Origin of the sequence: Azotobacter chroococcum (assembly GCF_004339665.1) — a bacterium.
GTDB classification, from domain to species: Bacteria; Pseudomonadota; Gammaproteobacteria; order Pseudomonadales; family Pseudomonadaceae; genus Azotobacter; species Azotobacter chroococcum.
Genome location: NZ_SMMU01000058.1, coordinates 1 through 18,396, shown reverse-complemented (window position 1 = coordinate 18,396; position 18,396 = coordinate 1). Strand labels below are relative to the sequence as shown.

15 protein-coding genes and 2 pseudogenes are annotated in these 18,396 nt (G+C 61.2%); 2 read left to right on the top strand and 15 right to left on the bottom strand.

Annotated elements, in window-relative coordinates:
- Nucleotides 1-219: 219 nt before the first annotated feature.
- From EV691_RS21950 to EV691_RS21905, 11 genes and pseudogenes are all read right to left on the bottom strand, one after another.
- The gene (locus tag EV691_RS21950) at nucleotides 220-1,383 is read right to left on the bottom strand and encodes a S8 family peptidase (RefSeq protein ID WP_131301152.1); all 1,164 of its coding nucleotides are present in this window, start codon (nucleotides 1,381-1,383) and stop codon (nucleotides 220-222) included.
- Nucleotides 1,384-1,526: 143 nt separating this feature from the next.
- Nucleotides 1,527-1,814: a hypothetical protein gene (locus EV691_RS21945; protein ID WP_131301153.1), complete on the bottom strand. Its 288-nt coding sequence runs from the start codon at nucleotides 1,812-1,814 to the stop codon at nucleotides 1,527-1,529.
- A 98-nt stretch (nucleotides 1,815-1,912) separates the two neighbouring features.
- Entirely contained in the window at nucleotides 1,913-3,337 is a 1,425-nt protein-coding gene (locus EV691_RS21940; protein WP_131837567.1) for a trypsin-like peptidase domain-containing protein, read from the bottom strand.
- Between the two features lie 50 nt (nucleotides 3,338-3,387).
- On the bottom strand, nucleotides 3,388-5,490 hold the full coding sequence (locus tag EV691_RS21935; protein ID WP_131301155.1) for an endonuclease: 2,103 nt from the start codon (nucleotides 5,488-5,490) through the stop codon (nucleotides 3,388-3,390).
- A gap of 154 nt (nucleotides 5,491-5,644) precedes the next feature.
- On the bottom strand, nucleotides 5,645-6,733 hold the full coding sequence (locus EV691_RS21930) for an extracellular catalytic domain type 1 short-chain-length polyhydroxyalkanoate depolymerase (RefSeq protein WP_131301157.1): 1,089 nt from the start codon (nucleotides 6,731-6,733) through the stop codon (nucleotides 5,645-5,647).
- Nucleotides 6,734-7,289: 556 nt separating this feature from the next.
- A pseudogene (locus EV691_RS21925) lies at nucleotides 7,290-7,691 on the bottom strand (IS5/IS1182 family transposase); the annotation flags it as partial.
- Between the two features lie 191 nt (nucleotides 7,692-7,882).
- Nucleotides 7,883-8,068: a hypothetical protein gene (locus tag EV691_RS24040; RefSeq protein ID WP_242672634.1), complete on the bottom strand. Its 186-nt coding sequence runs from the start codon at nucleotides 8,066-8,068 to the stop codon at nucleotides 7,883-7,885.
- A 311-nt stretch (nucleotides 8,069-8,379) separates the two neighbouring features.
- Nucleotides 8,380-9,177 (bottom strand): DUF3616 domain-containing protein, encoded by a 798-nt coding sequence (locus EV691_RS21915; protein WP_341352490.1) that lies wholly within the window; start codon nucleotides 9,175-9,177, stop codon nucleotides 8,380-8,382.
- Nucleotides 9,159-9,509, bottom strand: a complete 351-nt coding sequence (locus EV691_RS24215) for a DUF3616 domain-containing protein (protein ID WP_341352491.1) — start codon at nucleotides 9,507-9,509, stop codon at nucleotides 9,159-9,161. The genes EV691_RS21915 and EV691_RS24215 overlap by 19 nt, the downstream gene beginning before the upstream one ends.
- Nucleotides 9,510-9,620: 111 nt before the next feature.
- Nucleotides 9,621-10,247: a hypothetical protein gene (locus EV691_RS21910; protein WP_131301161.1), complete on the bottom strand. Its 627-nt coding sequence runs from the start codon at nucleotides 10,245-10,247 to the stop codon at nucleotides 9,621-9,623.
- A 29-nt stretch (nucleotides 10,248-10,276) separates the two neighbouring features.
- Complete coding sequence (locus EV691_RS21905) at nucleotides 10,277-11,305, bottom strand: extracellular catalytic domain type 2 short-chain-length polyhydroxyalkanoate depolymerase (RefSeq protein ID WP_243649669.1); 1,029 nt, start codon at nucleotides 11,303-11,305, stop codon at nucleotides 10,277-10,279.
- Nucleotides 11,306-12,126: 821 nt separating this feature from the next.
- Here EV691_RS21905 and arfB point away from each other — a divergent pair.
- Nucleotides 12,127-12,540, top strand: coding sequence for an alternative ribosome rescue aminoacyl-tRNA hydrolase ArfB (gene arfB, locus EV691_RS21900; protein ID WP_131301165.1), 414 nt, complete (start codon nucleotides 12,127-12,129; stop codon nucleotides 12,538-12,540).
- 37 nt (nucleotides 12,541-12,577) lie between these two features.
- Here arfB and ggpS read toward each other — a convergent pair whose 3' ends face one another.
- The 4 genes from ggpS to phhA form a co-directional block, all read right to left on the bottom strand.
- Nucleotides 12,578-14,830 carry a glucosylglycerol-phosphate synthase gene (ggpS, locus tag EV691_RS21895; RefSeq protein ID WP_131301167.1) on the bottom strand — a complete coding sequence of 751 codons (2,253 nt, stop codon included), beginning with the start codon at nucleotides 14,828-14,830 and terminating at the stop codon, nucleotides 12,578-12,580.
- Nucleotides 14,831-14,917: 87 nt separating this feature from the next.
- Complete coding sequence (locus EV691_RS21890; RefSeq protein ID WP_131301169.1) at nucleotides 14,918-16,195, bottom strand: MFS transporter; 1,278 nt, start codon at nucleotides 16,193-16,195, stop codon at nucleotides 14,918-14,920.
- Between the two features lie 143 nt (nucleotides 16,196-16,338).
- Complete coding sequence (locus EV691_RS21885; RefSeq protein WP_131301171.1) at nucleotides 16,339-16,695, bottom strand: 4a-hydroxytetrahydrobiopterin dehydratase; 357 nt, start codon at nucleotides 16,693-16,695, stop codon at nucleotides 16,339-16,341.
- A gap of 90 nt (nucleotides 16,696-16,785) precedes the next feature.
- Nucleotides 16,786-17,571, bottom strand: coding sequence for a phenylalanine 4-monooxygenase (gene phhA, locus EV691_RS21880; protein WP_131301173.1), 786 nt, complete (start codon nucleotides 17,569-17,571; stop codon nucleotides 16,786-16,788).
- A gap of 501 nt (nucleotides 17,572-18,072) precedes the next feature.
- On the opposite strand from phhA, the pseudogene EV691_RS24330 reads away from it, so the two are divergent.
- A pseudogene (locus EV691_RS24330) lies at nucleotides 18,073-18,273 on the top strand (TyrR/PhhR family helix-turn-helix DNA-binding protein); the annotation flags it as partial.
- Between the last annotated feature and the right edge of the window lie 123 nt (nucleotides 18,274-18,396).

Sequence of the window (18,396 nt, the reverse complement as noted above, 5' to 3'; positions counted from 1 at the left end):
GGCGTCGGCGAAGGACAGTTGCTTCATCGGAAAACTCGGGCAAAGGGGCGGGTGTATTTCACCAGAATCGGGAAGTCTTTTTCAGGATTTCCTTAGCCGGGCTATTGCCGGTTCAGAGCGTGATAGCTGCCAACTGTGGCAGCACGTCCTTGTGCCTGAGAGTCAGCCTCGGAGAACGACATACTTGGTGCTGCATTCATCTATCTGAATATTTATTCTTTAGGGTGCGATCACTATCCCTGAGCCAGCATCAAATGGATCAAAACCCTCATCAAATCCCTCGAAGGTCGCAGAGCCAACCACTCTGGCCGTAAGGGCCAGGACAGTGAGAGGGCCCTGCCTGCTGATGCGTTCTGCCCACAAGGCTGCGACCCCGGCGACGTGGGGCGTTGCCATACTCGTGCCGGTCATAGTTGCCAGCCCACCACCGCGACGAGCAGAGACAATCTTGACGCCAGGGGCCGAGACGTTTGCCCCGGTGTTCGAGAAGTCCCCAACATGAAAGCCGCCAGCTCTTTGCCCAAGTGCAGCTACCGATATGATGCCCTCGGATACTGCGGGTGGTGCTACGCCAAGCTCAAAGTTTGAATCGATCTCGCGGCGGCTCTCATTGCCCGCCGCAGCGACTATCAGCGTGGGATTCGAGCGTGCACGGATCAAGGTGGCAAGGCGCTCGAACAGCAGCACATTGGCGCGGTACCCCTCGAGCGCTCGCGATGTTGCTAGCTCAGCTGGAAGGCCCTGATTTTGAAGGGTTCTGGCAAAACCTGGGAAGTCCATCCCCAAAGACATCGAGATCACATGAGCGCCATTCTCGGCAGCCCATTGGATGGCACTGACGATCTGTTCGCTGGAACCGCCGTTGGCACCCAAGACCTTGCCAATCAATGCTCGCTTGACACCAGGAGCCACCCCAATACGAGTTCCCCCGACGTTTCGGCCAAAGATGGTGCCGGCACAGTGGGTGCCATGACCGTGGAGGTCGGCACCGCCTTCATCTGTGAAATTTCGCTGCACCAGCTCCACCCCGGTGAATGCCGGATGCGTGGCATCGATCCCTGTATCCAGTACCGCAACAACGATGCCTTCTCCGGTGCAGGAAGAAGTATCCGCCTTGACTGCCTTGATACCCCAGGCAATGTCTCCAGCTTCTTCCTGAGTGGCCTCATGTATATCGAGTGGCTCGACCAGCTTCATGGGCATCGCCGGGGCAACCGCCAGTACGTCGGCACCTCTGGTCAGTTTCGGGATGTCGCGGCGCTCCACCTCATCAACTTCAACTTTTATTTCCGGTGGTATGGCAACGTCTAGCGGCGATGGGCCGCGGAAGATATCGCGTGTGGCCATGCGGTCCGAGCGCAGGATTACGAGCTTCTGTTTCATGGGGTATTCCTCTTTAAATCAATGCTTAACAAAAAACTGTATTAAAGTAGTTGTTCAGCTGTCATCACGAAAAAGATCATATGGTTTGGGTTGGCGTGAGGTTGGGGAGTGGCTTTTGTTTGTTTTTTATATGTCTTCAAATGCTATGGTTGCTCATGTAGTTTGTGGAATTTGAAACGTTGGTTGCCGAGCTCGAAGATGTTGATAATTTTTTTTACTGTTGTGCCGTCCTCCATTTTTAGCTCCACGAAAAATTCGCGTTGCGGTGGATTGGATTTCAAAAGATGATCTGCCAGTTCAACTGATTTCACGCTTGGTTGGGAACGGATCCATGACTCGATTTCCTTTAGCGAGCGCGCCTGGTTGATAGCAGGGGAGAGCCTGTTTTTTAGAGCCTCAAGGTTCGTATTTTTATTCTCTTGGTTGAGCATTTCGTTCCAGTTGCGTGCTGTTGGCTGAATTCAATTTATTTACAAGGACTGGGTCGTGTTTTGTATTGGTCGCCGGACTTGATATTTGTGGTGATCATTTAATTTTCGATTTTTTCCCACAAGGCCGCATATAGGTCCTGGTTTCCTACGGCGTATCCACTGACATCCGTGAGCCTGAAGCCCTGTCTCGCCAGCTCATCGAATGCTTGCTGATATTGGGTGGAAGTCAGGCCGTGTCGGGCTTGCCAGGCCGGACCTTCGCGCTGTTCCCAGATAGCCGCATACAGATCTTGGCCTCCTACGGCGTACCCGCTGACATTCGTGAGCCTGAAGCCCTGTCCCGCCAGCTCATTGAATACCTGCTGGTATTGGGCGGAGGTCAGGCCGTGTCGGGCTTGCCAGGCCGGACCTTCGCGCTGTTCCCAGATAGCTGCATACAGATCTTGGCCTCCTACGGCGTACCCGCTGACATTTGTGAGCCTGAAGCCCTGTCCCGCCAGCTCATTGAATACCTGCTGATATTGGGCGGAGGTCAGGCCGTGCCTGGCCTCCCAGCTGCCTGGCACCCGAACTAATGGGGCAAATTCCGTCGTGCGAGTGCAATCTTCGCCGCGACATCCAGTGGTGGGACAGACCAGAGAAATATTGCAAGTACCTTGTGCCACAAAGTCGGCTTCGCCTCGAACCAAAATGCCTTCTACTTCGTGAGTAGTACTATTGAACACCGGGGAGCCGGAATTTCCTCCGTACGTATCTAAATTGGCTATAAAAAATGCATTCGATTGGTTTTCACGAACGGTTGCACCTCCTGCGAATTTGGTTGGAAGACCAACCGGGTGACCGATCACATGCACTGCCTGCCCATTCGGAATTGTTCCGGCCCTGCGAAACTTGACGACGCGGTGATTATTGACCGGGCGATCGAGGCGAACCAGCGCCCAGTCAGGTCCATTGGATACTTCTTGTCGTCCAATGACGCTGGCCCCTCGATAGATATCCTTGTTTTCGATTGTTGTTGTCGCAGTGGTTGCATTCTGCATGCGGAATCCGAATACAAAGCAGACGTTTGCAGCATTGCTCGTATTTACACAGTGCCCTGCCGTCGCAATCACGTCAGGGGCCACAAGAAAGCCTGAGCAGAAGGCTCCGATGGGTTGCTCTCGAAACCGCTCTCCCGGACACAAGTTTTGAGCTGTGCCGAAATTCCGAGTCTGTAAAGTCGAAGTACCATTCCCATTGTCAATGATGTCTGATCTGTTGAAGAGCGCAACGACACTATCTACATCGTCAAGATTCGGTCCCGGAGAAAGATCAAAAATGTCTAATCGGTCATCTGTTCCGTAGATGACCTTCTGATTTGCTTTCAGTGCACGGGCAATGCTTACCTCATCAAACTCGCGAAGAGTAGGGTTGGATTCAGGCGATCTGGTGCCATCATCTTTAATGGGATGTTTGGTGCGTAATTTAAGCTCTTTGAGAAGATCCTCGGCAGGAACAAGCTCAAGCTTTTTAATGTTATCCATTTGGGTTCTCCTATGATTAGTACTGCGTTGGATTGCCAGTGGCCGAATCTCTAACTAATAGCTCCCACACCAAGCGCAAAATCGATACTCTCGACCCATTCCGGGTGATCGATCAACGGATTGCGGTTCCCCTGTTTTTCAAAGATGGCAGCGTTGCGGTGGCGCTCATATTCGTCAGGTGGGAAATCGCTGTGCCACGTGCCCAGCATCATCAAGCGATCCTGTTGCAGTTCGCGATTGTTATCGCCCACCTTGCCTGGATATCTCAGCAGAAAGTAGAGGGTGGCGCGGGCGACTGCTCCCTTGCCGTGAGATGGTTCGAACTTTTCTTCGCCCTGTCGTTTCCCGCATGCATCCCGTACTGCCTCTTCGAAATCGGGGAAGTCGTAATAGGGGATATTGCTGCGAAAGCTATTGCAGCCGATCTCACAGGCGAACAAATGGTGGAGATCGCCGAGCATGGGATTCTTTTTGTTAAACCAGGAACGTGGAACCACATGCTCGCAGTTGAAGGGCAGGCTGGCTTCGAGCAGATCGATTTCCTCTTCCAGCCGCTCGATGCCAAGGCTGGCCTCGTGGAGCATCAACTCGCGCATGCGCACCGCCCGTTCCTGGGCAATCCGGAAGTCCTCGCGGATGAATTCTTCCGGGTCGAACGGGAGTCCCGAATAGATGCTGCGCAGTTTCAGATCGGGATGAAGGTCGACCCAGGGATAGACGTGCATGCTTGGCTTATAGCTGAGGGCCGTTTCATGCGTCGTACAGACCAACTTGCTCAACTGCTTGAAGAGCGCTTGAGCCGACTGGCCGCTCTGGATCGAGCGGTAATACTGCTCTGCGGCGTCCATGTCCGCCTCGGCGTCATAGTAGGTACGCGTACGAGCGGTCGACAGGGTCGCCAATGCCTCTGTGAGCTCCCTGTCCTCGGCCTGGGCGGGTGCTAAAGGAGGTGGTACCGAAGCTGCTGGTGTAGATGGCGGTGCAGGGAGAGTCTGATGGGCGCCGGTGCCGACGCTCACCGTAACTGTGACTGGAAAGGTCCAGGAGGCAGAGCCATCGGGGTTCACCTGGGCACCTACAGTCGGCGTTTCGTTCTGCGGCTGAGGCTCGGGCTGGCGAAGCGGCACACTGGCTTCCGGCACAGGCGGCCTGGTTTCGAACATCTGGGCGCGCAACTGCCTTTTCTGCTCGTCGAGGGCCTGGGCCTTGATATGGGCGATCACCCGGCTGATTCGAACACCTTCGTTGGCTTTCCAGGCGATCCGGTGCTCGCCCATCCATGGAGCCCAAAGTTGGTTGTCTACCGTGAGGATGCGTCCCTGAGCATCTCGCTCGGGGACCCCGGAATGGTGGAGTGCAACCACCTCCCACTGGTCGTTGAAGACAGGCGAGCCCGAGGAGCCGGGGGCCGTATCGGTCCGGTAGTGGAGGAACCGCTCCAACTCATCGACAACCAGGTTCTCGCGCAAGGCCAGTTGCTTGGGCTCGCCATTGGGATGCTGGATGATGTTCACCCATTCGCCGACCATGACCTTGCCTTGCTCTTCTATCAGCGGCAGCCAGCCGTGCGCGGCAGGCTCGGATTCCGGGTTCAAGGCTACCAGGGTGTAGTCGAGATCGCGGTCGGTCAGGAAGAGCATCTCGGGGGCAAGGCGGGCGAAGATCGAGGTCTTCATGTTTCCGCCAAGGCCGTTCTCGTAGTTGAACTCCACACGACTCTGGCTGGCTTCGGTTGCATTTTGCAGAACGTGGTTGTTGGTCAGCATGAGGCGAGGGGACACCATGAAGCCCGTCCCGTAGCCGTGCCCTTGCGATGACTGGACATGCACACGTACTACGGCCCTTGAAACCCAAGTACCGAGTTCCAGAAAGTGGATGCCCATGAGGTCGTTGGTGCCGAGCAAGCGCTCCAGTTCGGCCGGGATTCCGGGGGCGGGGGGAATGAGGCCCCGTACCCTGTCCGTTATCGTTACTCCTACTTCAGGGGGCGTCTGCAAGTGAGAGAGCCGTCGCTTGATGGCGTCTTCGGAGTTGGCTGCGAAAATTCCGCCCTGGCTAAGAAGCTGCTCCTTCTCTTCACGTACCTTCTGGCGCTGTTGGAATCGCGATTCGGTTTCGTCGAGCAAAGCGATAAATCGATTGGGTGTGCTCATTTCAGCCTCCTCGGATACAGGGTGCCTCATGCAATACACTAGAGGGACATCAAAGTTGATGCTGTTAGCGCGGCTAGCCAAACAATGAGATATTCGTGCGCAGGGACCAGTCTGCGGAAGGAGTGAGCTTGGCCTTCTTATTGCTAACGGCAATTCACTCTATTGCTGCTCGAAGCTCATTCAGTTCTGCTGTTAATTGATCAATTCGCCCTTTCATCTCATCCATTCTCCGGAGCAATTCTTCTCGACTTATAGGAGAAGGGGGAATCGGGTCCGGAGAAGAAGGCAACAGCCCCCAGAACTTCGCAACATGGAAGCTGGTGCAAATATCCTTGTCGAGTATAAATGGTGCAGCAGTTCCGCATTGGGGCTTATCTGAGCCAGGATTGATCGAAATGCCGTGATCCATGCCGGCGACCGTAAAAGACTCAACCAGCACCTTTCCGCTGGCATCGGTGAATACTCGGTGGACTTGCCCGTCGACCGTATCCTGGCCGTCGGGGGTTTGATCGATACCGTGGACATTGGTCCATTGCTCGATGAGTTCCCTAGCATTCATGGGGTTCACGGTTCCGTCCGCTGCGCCCTGCCAGATCGAGAGGCGAGGCCATTCGCTTCCATGAGACGAGGCGGCGCGCACCAGATCGCCCCATTGCGCAGGGCTCTGATTTTTGCCCGATCTCATACAAGAATTGCGTGCTTCAGTCACATTAGTGGCACATTTATAAGGCAGGCCAGCACTGGTCGCTCCGCCAGCGAACAGCTCCGGATAGGTGGCCAGCATGACTACCGTCATGCCCGCACCGGCCGAGAGCCCCGTTATATAAATGCGTTTGCGGTCGATATTATGGTCAGTCACCATCTTATCGATCATATGCTTGATCGACAGGGCCTCGCCTTGATCTCTCTGGATGTCGCCAAGCTCGAACCAGTTGAAACACTTGGCTAGGTTGTTAGGTAGCTCCTGCTGTGGCAACAGCAAAGCAAATTTCCCCATATCGGCATATTTGACCCAGCCGGTTTCGTCATCATAGCCAGAGGCGGATTGCAAGCAGCCATGCAGAGCGACGACCAAGGGCGAGTTGGGGGGTAGCTCTTGGGGAATATGTTTGAATGCGCGGAGTTGGCCGGGATTCGTTCCGAAGCCGGTCACCTCTGTTAGCGACTGCGCCGCTGCATCGGTTGGGAGTCCTTGCCATAGCATTGCCGCTCCTACAATCGCGATAGCCGTTCCGAGTTTCATTGGGTCATCTCCAGTTTGGTTGCGGTAGTGGAAGTGGAAGTGCCATATTTTATTTTTTATTCCTTGGGGCGATATTTAAATAGCATGGGAGATATAGGATATCTGGATTGTTGTTGGTGAGCTGTTGTGGCCTGTAGACGCTGCGTTTGAATGGTCGGCACGCTACCGCCAGGCGCCGTTGCGGATTGTTGTGAGAGGTTGCAGGGCTGCGTGATTTTTGAATCAAACAGCTCCTTGCCATTCCGTTCTTTATGGCAGAATGATTTCTGGCTGGCGGCTAAATGTTTTCCGGTTTGGGTGCCGCGTCACGTACCGTTTGTAAGTGTGTCTTGGGTTTTGTTCAGGATAATAGTTTGAGTTTTGAGGTGTACAAATCTTGTATTGATTGCTTGGGGGCTTTCCGACTAATGGTCGGATGATTTAAGGCCGCAATAAGAGGTGAATGCTGCTTCGTTTAAATAACTAAGCGGCGTTGCTGTATGTTTGCCAGTAGTAACTTCTTCCGCTCCCTTTTTGACGATTCCGGCGCCGTTTCCACGCCTTTCGGCGTTCTCCGGGCGCAACTCGCCCTTATACATGCGAGCCTCGCCACCAGCCCGACAAGGCGCGCACCCTGGACAAAGGCCTGTTGGTCATGGTTCTTGTCCGCCCCGACCGTGCTGCCCGGCTTGGCCGTGCGCTTCAGCATGGCCAGCGCGACCTCGATTTCGGCATGCCCGTTGAGCTCGGTGCATTCCACATCCACGATCAGCCCGCTGCGGTGCTCGATCATCGTGTGTGCCATATGCGCCAGGCGGCTGGCGTCGCCGTTGTTCTTGCGCGCCAGGCGGGCCTCGGGATCGGTTGTCGACCGATGGGTGGCGTTGCTGCGCTTCTCGCCCTTGAAGTCGGCGTAAGGGTTGCGCGTGCCATCTGCCGGCGGCTCGCCGCCGTCGTTGCGGACGAAGGACTTGTGCGTATATGGACTTCCCCGGTTTGCGGCAGACCACCTGCTTGTGGCTGTCGACGCCATGAAGCTGGAATACCTGCTTTGCCAAATCGATGTCTATTGCTTGAGTTTCGGTGACTCCTCCTCCGGTGGCTGCTGTTTTTCGCAACTTCAGTCGGGCGCATTGACGCCGTAAGGAGGGGGGAGTCCATTTCATTGCTCTAGTTTTGCCGATCCGCATCGGGCTCGAAAATCACCCGCTCATCCGCCGCCGGTGCAGGGGAGATCACGAGAGGAAGGCCGCTGTTCGAGACCTCCACCGTGCCGGCTTCCAGGCAGACCTCGTTCGAGCCCTGGCGGATGATCGCCTCAACCGCCTCCTGCATGACCCGCTGGGTGATCGCCATGTCCGCGTAGGCGAACCTCAGGCCGTGCTTTTCCTGCTGCTCGACGATCCGGGCGAGGGCCGGGTGCGAGGAGTAGCCGATCTCGATCCCCTCCGGAAACGGCAGATAGTCCTCCCGCTCGGCGGGCCAGAGGAGCTTGCCGCAGTAGAGGTAGCTTTCCGCTGCTTCTTCCTCGATTTCCGCGATGGCGCTGCTGTGCCAGGGGCTGAGCAGCAGGCCGCAGGCGATCAGGGTTTTGCTGAGCGTGTTGATGATCCGGCCCTCCCGTAGTTCTGGCTTACGAAATCGGCATCGACAAGTGGGTGGTCTGTCTACAGCTTGAAAACATCTGCCGTAACCGCACTTTTCCCCGACTTGCGCTCTTCGGCGGCCGCGTCGTGCACCACCAGCAGCGCGCTGGCCTTGCCGCCATCCGGGGCGAACAGGGTCATGCCCTCGGCGTGGTCCACGCCCTCGCCGTAGGGTACTTCCAGGACTCGCTGCAGGGCATCGGCCGGCACCATTGCTTCGTCGTCCGGGCTGCTGCCGCCCGGCCAGCGGAACACGCTGACCGGACCGTCCAGTTCCATGGTCGGCCCGGCGAGGATCAGCAGGTCATCGCCCTGCAGACACAGGTCGCGAATCCCCAGGCCGCCGAGTTCGAGGAAGTGCTTGCGGTAAAGGCAGCCTTTCGGTCCGATGGGTTGCAGCCTCAGGGTGGAAGCCGTGACGTCGGCGGCGACCGCCACTTCCAGGATGACCGCCCAGCCGCGCAGCACCGGGCCGCGCAGGCCGAGGAAGAGCCGTTCGCCGACCACCGCCAGGCCTTCGATGTCGAAGCCGTTGTCCTTGCCGGGAATGGCGAGGAAGGGCCCCAGGTGCTTGTCGTTCTTAAGGGCTGCGGTCAGCTCGTTGCCCTTGTCGTCGCCCTTCAGGCTGGCGGCGAACAGCTCCTGGCCGTCTTGCTTGCTGCGTTTCGCCGGTTCGCAGGCGCCATCGCTGTCCACGAGCGGAATGCGGGCCAACAGGTAGCGGTTGCCGTCGCTGCGGACCTTGGCCAACTGCTTGCGAGCCTTGTCGGGGGCATCCCCGGGCTTCGGCTTCTTGCGCTTCAGGCTGTGCGAACCCACCAGCCAGAGGTAGCCGCCCGCAGAGGCCAGGCCTTCGATATCGACTTCCTCCAGATCGGCCGGGTCGTCGGGAGGGGGACCGGCAGGGCGAGATAGTCGTTCAGCGGGAACTGCCGGTGCCGGCCGTAGCGGCAGGCGTCCTGGCCGGCGTCCGCCAGGCGCGTGAGCCGTTCCAGGCTGATCGTCTCGTCGTTCGCCAGCCAGAGGTTGGCGCCGATTTGCACTGCGACCGACAGTCCGTCCCGCAGCCTCTTGTCCTTGCCCAGCTCGTTGCGTTCCGGATCGAATTCCAGCGTTGCGACATTCTGCGTTGCGTCAGGCTTCGTGCCCATGGGCAAGCCCTCCGTCGGCCCGGCCAGGCGGGCCCTTGGATTGAATCGGATCGCCTCGCCGGAACGGGCCTGTGCCGCAGTCGGCACGGCTCGTCCGGAGCGGCGGCTCGTTCAGACTCCGCTGTCCTTTTCCGGCTCCGATTGTGCGGTCGGTGTTGCAGGTACTGGCAGCGATGGCTCCGAGGCGGCGGGCGGCAGTGATGCCGAGGCCGCGGTTTCCTCTGCTTGCCGGCTGCTCAGGCTGTCCAGCGTCCTTTGCAGCCAGGCCTTGTAGGCCGACTGGATCTGGCTGAATGTCTCCGCCTGTTCGCTGATGTCGGCCTGGTACTGCCTGACGATGTTGAGGCTGGCTTCCATGCAGGAGGCGAGGACCTGCTGCGGGGTGGAGGCGCCCTGCATGGCTTCGGCGACCTGCTTGCCGGTACCCAGGGTGGTGGTCAGGAAGCGGATGCAGCAGTCATTCTCCCTCTCCTGGGCGGCCAGCTGGATCTCGGTCAGTTCCTGGTAGGCGCTGAACAGGGCCGAGGGCTTCATCCAGTGTGTGCTGCCCGGTGTCCAGCCGCTGTGCTGAACGGAGTCCATGATTTGCTGGGCAATCTGGAGGCTGTCCTTGACCGGCGTCATGGCCTCGAACAGGACCCGCACGTTCTGGCCGCTTTCGTTTGCGTAGTCGTTCCAGTGTCTGAGCGCCTCGGACAGCTTCGGATCGATCGGGGCATTCGAGGTGACGGCATCCATGGTGTTTCTCCCTTGTGCAGTGGACGGGTTCAGGATCGGGGTTCAGCAAGACGGGTGATCATCTTGTGGATGGCGCGCAACTGGGGAGCGTTGCGGGTGTAGTAGTCCGGGTCCGGCTTGCCCGGCGAGCTGTACCCCCAGAAGTCCCAGCAGCCTTCGGGGTTCAGGGGGGTCGTGGTGGAGGGCTGCACCTGCGGGTAGAGCATGATGAGGTCGTTGGCCTCAGCCATCCGGTTGTAGCCGGTCTGGGCGTAATACTTGTCGCCGATGACTTGCGCGCCCTGTTTGCAGCCGTGGAATACCACATGGATGGGGCAGCTCTTGCCGTTCTGACAGGCAGCCGGGACGTAGGCGTAGGCCGTGTCGCTCATGCTGGTGTAGGCCGAGTCGATGAACTCCGACTGGTCGAAGGCGATGATGGCGCTGCCCAGCTGTGCGGCGGGCGGCTTCAGGCCCGGATAGATGTGGTTGAGGATGGTGGCGGATTGTTCGAAGTCGCAGTCGTTGATATAGGGGGGCTGGGTCAGCGCGCAGGCGGCATCCGTGTCGTTGTCGGTCACGAAGGCATGGCCCGCGGCGATGCTCTTGTTGTACTGAATGGACGCTTCCGGCACGCCGACGGACTTGAAGAACTCCCGGGTCTGGTTCACGACCGTGGTCGTGACGGTTTTGTCCCGGCTCCCGCTGAAGATATAGATACGGTCATCCTGGAGATTCTTCAGCGGATCTATATAGCCGTAGTCAGCCAGCAAGGCCGCATGCTTGACCAGGACCGGCGTATTGGGGCCGGTACTGGCGGTCAGGGGATTCATGCAGGTGGTCGTGGCGTTCTGCACCAAGGTGTTGGCCGCCCAGGACTTCGCGCACAGATAGGGACCGCCGGCGACAATGCCGGCTCCCGTCATGATGTCGGAAAACACCATATAGAGTTGCGACGTCATGAAGGCCCCGGACGAAAGGCCCGATACCGAAGTCTTGTGGATGTCCGCGTCGTAGGCGGGCAGTTTGATGGTTTGCTCTTGGGCGTGGGCCGTGGCGAAGGCCAGCAGGAGTGTCACTGCAAGCCCTGTTCTGATACGGGTTCCGGGTATCTGTTTCATCGTTCCGTGCGAGAGTCTCCCGCCGTTCCGGGCGGGGAGGGATAGCATGGCCGCCTGGGCCCCCTGTACTCGCTGCCTCCTTTCTGGGTGGGGTGCTATCTATCTGGATTGCGGATGGACGCCTTCGCCACGTTTCGGCGAAGACCGTTCGAGTATGGACAAAAGGTGTGACGACGCAAGGTTGCCGCGGGATAGTCGCCTTGGCTTGGGTCGGCACTGGCCCTTGGGGTCAGGCTCGCTTCCGTTCGACTACAGGGGATATCCGCTCAAGGGCGTGTTTCCATGCTGTGGGGTTCGTGTTTATCGCTTTTGACTGGGGGTTGATTGCGGAGCTGTTGACGTGGGACGAGAGTCAGGCGTTGCGTTGCATGGAGACACAGGCTACCGCAAGGCCCCGTTGCGGATCGGGATGAGAGGTTGCCGGACCCTGTAATTCAAACTTCACGTAGCGCCTCATGTTTGAATTCGATCCGCCATTCATGGCGGAGCAATTGCAAAGACTTGTCCAAGTGCCAAACGTGGAATGATTCGGCACCGAATGTTAGTGAGTATGTAAATACTGATTTCCAGAATAGTGGGGCCTGGAAGAGAACAATTCCGGTAACGCTTGTAATAACAGTGGCCGGCATTTTTTCCGACCAACGGTGTGGTTGCTGCAAAATATCCCGCAGCGGATGGCGGGTTCGCCTGAGTCCTTCAAGGGTGATACTGCATATCTCAATAACCTGTTTCTGTAGTGGACGGTTATCCTGCTCGCCACTTCCTCGACCGAGCCCGCCATGCTGGAAATCTCCAACACCGTCCATTTGCCCGACGACGAGATCGAGCTGAGCGCGATCCGCGCCCAGGGGGCCGGCGGGCAGAACGTCAACAAGGTGTCCAGCGCGGTGCATCTGCGTTTCGACATCCGCGCCTCGTCGCTGCCGGAGTTCTACAAGGAGCGCCTGCTGGCCCTGCGCGACCAGCGCATCAGCGGCGAGGGCGTCGTCGTGATCAAGGCGCAGCAGTACCGCACCCAGGAGCAGAACCGCGAGGATGCGCGGCAGCGTCTGCTCGAGCTGATCCGCGGCGTGGCGAAGGTGGAGAAGGCGCGCCGCCCGACCAAGCCGACCCGTGGCTCGAAGCAGCGCCGGCTGGAGGGAAAGGCCAGACGCGGGGCCGTCAAGGCCGGACGGGGCAGGGTGGATTACTGAACGCGCCGGTACTGAGCCGTACCGGCGCTCCTGGCCGTCAGGCGATGGCGCGGATGTCCGTCCGGGGTTCCTCCAGCGCGCCGAGGAACTCGTCGCCCCAGCGGCGGATGTCGTTGAAGGCGACGATGTCGAACAGCTCGCGCAGGCGTGCCCGGGCCTCGCTCTTCGGCATGTTCAGCGCCAGGTTGCACTGGTGCACCAGATCGGCGGTATCGTGGGGGTTGGTCAGCAGGGCGCCCTTGAGTTCGGCGGCAGCGCCGGCGAATTCGGAGAGCACCAGCACGCCGCTGCCGTCCAGCAGGCCCTGGGTGGCGACGAATTCCTTGGCCACCAGGTTGAGGCCGTCGCGCAGCGGGGTGATCCACATGACGTCGGCCATGGCGTACCAGGCCACCACCTCCTCGAACGGCAGGCTGCGGAAGAAGAACTGCACCGGCGTCCAGCCGACCCGCGCGAAGCGGCCGTTGATGCGCCCCACGGCCTGCTCGATCTGTCCCTGCAGCTCGTCGTAGATGGTCATCTCCCGCGCCGCCGGGACGCAGATGCTGGCCAGGGTGACCTTGCCGATCAGTTCGGGGTTGTCCGCCAGCAGCCGCTCGAAGGCCCTGAGCTTCTCCAGCACGCCCTTGGTGTAGTCCAGGCGCTCCACGGCGAGAATCAGGCGCACGCCGTTCAACTCCCGGCGCAATTGCTCCATCTGCTGCTGCACGAATTCGCGGGCCAGGGCGTTGCGCACCCGGTCGAGGTCCAATCCCACCGGATGGGCACCGAGGCGGACCTGGCGCATGCCGGTGTCGATCGCGGTGGTCATGCGCTCCAGGCCGACCGCGCAGCCGTAGGTGATGAAGCGCGGCGCGCAGTTCTGCCGGCCGAGGACCTTCAGCGGCGCCACGCCGCGGGCGACGTCGACGAAGTTCTCCACCTGGCGCGGGATGTGGAAGCCGACGTAGTCGCACTGCAGCAGGCTGCCGACGATCTGCCGGCGCCAGGGCACCACGTTGAAGACGTCCGCCGAGGGAAAGTGGGTGTGGTGGAAGAAGGCCAGCTTGAGGTCCGGGCGCAGCTCGCGCAGGTAGGCCGGGACCATCCACAGGTTGTAGTCGTGCAGCCAGACGGTGGCGCCCTCGGCAGCCTCCAGGGCCGTGCGTTCGGCGAAGGCGCGGTTGACCCGCAGGAACACCTGCCAGTCGTCCTCGTTGAAGGTGGCGCGCTCCCAGAAGGTGTGCAGGGTCGGCCAGAAGGCTTCCTTGGAGAAGCGCTTGTAGAAGGTGTCGATATCCTGCTTGTTCAGCGGCACGCGGGCGGCAGTCAGGCGCGGGTAGCGTTCGGCGTCCACCGTGGTGTGGCTCTCGAAGGCGCCGTGGCCTTCCTCGTGCTCGGCCCAGGCGACCCAAGAGCCCTTGCGGCCGTCGGCGAAGAAGCTGAGCAGGGTGGGAATGATGCCGTTCGGTGAGGTCGGCCGGCGGCGCTGCACCTGGCCGTGCTCGCGGTATTCCTCGTAGGGCAGGCGGTGGTAGACGATCACCAGCTCGGCATGGCCCGGCTCGGTCGCCTTGCGTGTCTCGGCGGCGAAGCCGTGCTCGCCGAGGAAGCCGAAGTGGGAGAAGGCCTGGATGATGCCGCCGCAGCCCGGGCTGTCGGCATGCAGGACGCGGGTGCAGTTGAGGGTGTGGGCGAGCAGGCTTTCCTCCGACTGCCCGACGCAGACCCCCTTGAGGCCGCAGGTCAGCATGCTGAGGTCGTTCAGGGTGTCGCCGGCGACCAGCACCTGCTCGGGATCGAGGCCGAGGTGCTCGACCAGGCGCAGCAGGCTGCTGCCCTTGTTCACCCCGCGCGGCAGGAAGTCCAGGTAGCGCCCCGCCGAGTACAGCAGGTCGCAGTCGAGGCGCTCGGCGATGGCCTTGAGGGCCGGGTCGGCGGCCCGTTCCGGGGTGCAGAAGTAGGAGCAGCGGCGCGCCTGGGGCACGTCCTGGCGCTGCAGGTCGGGAAGCTCGGCGAGGGCGCCGGCGATCTGGCTTTCGCCGGGCCAGCGGGCGTCGATGGCGTGCTGCAGCGGCTGGATCGGCTGCAGGGTTTCGCCGTGATAGAGGCTGGCGCCGACGTCGGCGATGATGTAGTCCGGCTGCGGCAGGGTGGGGTCGGCCAGCAGCGGCAGGACGGCCTCCAGGCTGCGGCCGGTGACGTAGGCCAGCTGGATGTCGGGGTGGGCGGTGATGGTCTGATAGAGGCTCAGGCGATCCTGCGGATCGCCGGCGAGAAAGGTTCCATCGAGATCGGTGGCAAGTAGCATGCGCTGTCTTCTCTCCAAAGGTGGGGCAAGTTGACGCGCCGACCTGGGCCGACGAGCAGTGGTGTCCGGGCCTCCGTGGCGCCGGAATCAGGTACAGGTTTCCTCCTGGGTGGTGTTCGGCTCCGCGGCGGCGGAGTCGGCTGCGCTTTCCGGCGCTTCGGGCATTAGTTCGAGCACGGTATGGCTGGTGCGCAGCATCGGGGTGAACTGGGCGTGCGGCTCGCTGAGCAGGTCGCTCACCCGGCGCAGGCGATGGAGGGTGTAGAGCGCCAGCAGGCCGAGCACCGCCGCGCAGTAGAGCGGCAGGCCGCGGGGGCCGAGCAGGTGCATGGCCAGCCCGGCGAGCAGCGGGCCGCAGGCCGAGCCCAGGCCGTTGACCAGCAGGAGACCGCTGGAGCCGGAAAGGATCTCGTCGGGGTGCAACTGGTCGACCATCCGCGCCACGGCGATGGAGTAGATGGAAAAGGCCAGTCCGCCCCAGAGGAAGAAGGCGCCGAGCAGCAGGCTCCCGGTGGGCAGCAGGCTGATCGCCAGCGCCACGAGCGCGGCCAGCACCACCACGCAGAGCATCACCTTCGAGCGGTCGTGGCTGTCCGAATAGCGGCCGATGGGCCACTGCAGCACGGCGCCGCCGAGGATGGTCACGCCCATCAGCAGGCCCACCCCGGCGGCATCGAAGCCACTCTGGCTGGCGTACACCGGCGCCAGCCCCCAGAACGCACCGAGGGCGAGGCCGGACAGCCCCGAGGCGGTCACCGACAGCGGGGCGATCCGCACCAGCTGGCGCAGCCGGGTGTCCGGGGTGTCGGGCAGGGTCGGCTGGGCCTGGCGGGTGAGGGTGATGGGCAGGAGCGCTGCGCAGATGAGGATGCCGGCGAGGGCGAAGAGCAGGAATTCCAGCGGGCTGGCGAGGTTCAGCAACTGCTGGGCGAGGGCCAGGGCGCCGAGGTTGACCGCCATGTAGACGGCGAACACCCGGCCGCGGCTGTCGCCGCTGACCCGGGCGTTGAGCCAGCTCTCGATGACCATGTAGAGGGTGACCAGGACAATGCCGTAGGCCACCCGCAGCGCCATCCACACCCAGGGGTTGACCAGGATCAGATGCAGCAGCGCGACGATGGCGCCCGAGGCGGCACAGCAGGCAAAGGCACGGATATGCCCGATGCGGCGGATCAGCGGTACCGTCAGCCAGGTGCCGAGCAGGTAGCCGACGAAATAGCCGGACATCAGCAGGCCGAGCAGCCCGGTGGAGTAGCCTTCGGCGACGCCACGCAGGGTCAGCAGGGTGTTGAGCAGTCCGTTGCCGAGCAGGAGCAGTGCGACCCCGCCGAGCAGCGAACCGATGGGAGCAATCTGGGACAACATGCGTCCCACCCTAGGGAAGTTGCCGACGAATGGCAACCCAGAAGCTCCCTGGATGGATCGAATATTGCTTGCAAGTCATTGTTTTAAAAAGGGATATTTTTACCGACGAACGGTCGTTGGCAATTTCGGGCTGGCGCCAGGGATCAGCCGCGGCCTTCCGTGCCTTTCGCCACCTCGTCGGTACGCGCCGCCATGATGAAGTCGTTGCGGTGCAGACCGCGGATCTTGTGGCTCCACCAGGTCACGGTGACCCTGCCCCATTCGGTGAGCAGCGCCGGATGGTGCCCTTCGGTCTCGGCAAGTGCGCCGACCGCGTTGGTGAAGGCCAGGGCCTGGGCGAAGTTGCGAAACAGGAAGACCTTTTCCAGTTGCAGGATGCTGTCGCGATTTTCCAGATTCCAGTCGGGAATTTGCCCGATCAGCTCGGCAAGTTCTTCTTCCGAGACTTTCGGTGCGTCGGCGCGGCAGGCTTCGCAGTGGGCTTGAGAGAGGACGGTCATGGGCAGGCTCCGGGTTGCCGGGGGATTGAGGGTGAGTTCGTCGGTGGAAAACCGCTGTGCGGATTTTCCACCTGCGTCCGATGTCAGCGTTCAGGCCGCCTTCGGCGGAAACTTCGGCGGATGCAGGCCGAGACGCATGGCCTGGCGCACCAGCGCCATGATGTCCTGGTTGGCCAGCTCGAACAGCCGCCGCAGGTCCGGCAGCACGAAGTAGAGCGGCTGCAGGATGTCGATGCGGTACGGCGTGCGCATCGCCTCGAGCGGGTCGAAGAGCAGGTGTTCCGGCGCCTCGGACAGGCAGTAGAGGGTTTCCTTCGGCGAGGAGAGGATGCCGCCGCCGTAGATGCGCCGGCCCGCCGGGGTGTCGACTAGGCCGAACTCCACGGTCATCCAGTACAGCCGCGCCAGGTAGACGCGCTCCTCCTTGCTGGCCGCCAGGCCCAGCCGGCCGTAGGTGTGGGTGAAGGCGGCGAACCAGGGGTTGGTCAGCATCGGGCAGTGGCCGAACAGTTCGTGGAAGATGTCCGGCTCCTGCAGGTAGTCCAGCTCCTCCGGCCGGCGGATGAAGGTGGCCACCGGAAACCGGCGGTCGGCGAGCAGTTCGAAAAAGGTCTGGAAGGGGATCAGCGCCGGCACCCGCGCCACCCGCCAGCCGGTGGCGGCCTCGAGCACGCGGTTGATCTCGCCGAGCTGCGGAATGCGCTCGCGCGGCAGGCCGAGCCGCTGGATGCCGTCCAGGTATTCCGCACAGGCGCGTCCCTCGATCAGCGCCAGCTGGCGCTCGATCAGCGTCTGCCAGACGGCATGCTCGGTCTCGTTGTAGTGGATGAAGCCCCGCTCGTCCGGCTGCCGGGCCACATAGGGCGTCGCGGTCATTTCGGTGCCTCCTGCGCTGCTGCGCACGGTTTCCTTCTTATTATCAGGCATAGCGCGAATGGGCCGGGTCTGCACGCTGGCGGCGTCGGGGCCTGCACCGCACGCCTCATTCGGCAAGAAGTTTTTGCCAGTCTCCGAAAGTCGTACAGACTGTCTTGCGGCTGTGGCAATTGGCCGCATAATCTGCCCGGGAAACGGCGCTCGCTGCCTGTCGTCGATCCCTCATCCCGCCGTCCGGATTCCGCCATGCGCATCAAGATTCTCTGCCAGAACCGGGTCGGCCTCCTGCGCGACATTCTCGACCTGCTGCTCGAGTCCGGGGTCGACGTCGTTCGCGGCGAGGTCGGCGGCAAGCAGGGCGATGCCATCTACCTGGCTTGCCCGGATCTGGTCGACCAGCAGCTGCAGGCGCTGATGCCCAGGCTGCAGGGCATCGGTGGGGTGTCCGAGGTCGAGCCGCTGCCCGGCGAGCGCCGCTGTGGGGACGCCGACGCGCTGCCCGGCGGCTTTTCCCTCGACGGCAGCCTCGGCGAGATCGTCGGTCGCTTCGAAAAGGCCGTGCTGCAGCGGCTGCTCGGCGAATACCCGAGCAGCCGCCTGCTGGCCCGCCGCCTCGGCGTGTCGCACACCACCATCGCCAACAAGCTGCGCCAGCACGGGCTGCGGTGCACGCCGGACGAGGGCCCGAGCGGGAAGGGGTAGGCTATGTCTGAGTTAGCTGTTGCAGCAAGCTAAGCTGATCATGACGTTTCCGCATGCGGGAGGTGGATCATGAAAGCGAGTCAGTTCACGCGATGGATCGCTCAGCTCTCCAGCCTCAGCCCA

Excerpts from the sequence above, each read along its gene's own strand:
- EV691_RS21885 (WP_131301171.1), bottom strand. The coding sequence starts at position 16,695 with ATGACCGTCCTCTCTCAAGCCCACTGCGAAGCCTGCCGCGCCGACGCA.
- EV691_RS21930 (WP_131301157.1), bottom strand. The coding sequence starts at position 6,733 with ATGAAACTCGGAACGGCTATCGCGATTGTAGGAGCGGCAATGCTATGG.
- phhA (WP_131301173.1), bottom strand. The coding sequence starts at position 17,571 with ATGACCGCGACGCCCTATGTGGCCCGGCAGCCGGACGAGCGGGGCTTC.
- EV691_RS24215 (WP_341352491.1), bottom strand. The coding sequence starts at position 9,509 with ATGGGCACGAAGCCTGACGCAACGCAGAATGTCGCAACGCTGGAATTC.
- EV691_RS24040 (WP_242672634.1), bottom strand. The coding sequence starts at position 8,068 with ATGGCGATCACCCAGCGGGTCATGCAGGAGGCGGTTGAGGCGATCATC.
- arfB (WP_131301165.1), top strand. The coding sequence starts at position 12,127 with ATGCTGGAAATCTCCAACACCGTCCATTTGCCCGACGACGAGATCGAG.
- EV691_RS21940 (WP_131837567.1), bottom strand. The coding sequence starts at position 3,337 with ATGGATAACATTAAAAAGCTTGAGCTTGTTCCTGCCGAGGATCTTCTC.
- EV691_RS21935 (WP_131301155.1), bottom strand. The coding sequence starts at position 5,490 with ATGAGCACACCCAATCGATTTATCGCTTTGCTCGACGAAACCGAATCG.
- EV691_RS21890 (WP_131301169.1), bottom strand. The coding sequence starts at position 16,195 with ATGTTGTCCCAGATTGCTCCCATCGGTTCGCTGCTCGGCGGGGTCGCA.
- EV691_RS21910 (WP_131301161.1), bottom strand. The coding sequence starts at position 10,247 with ATGGATGCCGTCACCTCGAATGCCCCGATCGATCCGAAGCTGTCCGAG.
- EV691_RS21945 (WP_131301153.1), bottom strand. The coding sequence starts at position 1,814 with ATGCTCAACCAAGAGAATAAAAATACGAACCTTGAGGCTCTAAAAAAC.
- ggpS (WP_131301167.1), bottom strand. The coding sequence starts at position 14,830 with ATGCTACTTGCCACCGATCTCGATGGAACCTTTCTCGCCGGCGATCCG.
- EV691_RS21950 (WP_131301152.1), bottom strand. The coding sequence starts at position 1,383 with ATGAAACAGAAGCTCGTAATCCTGCGCTCGGACCGCATGGCCACACGC.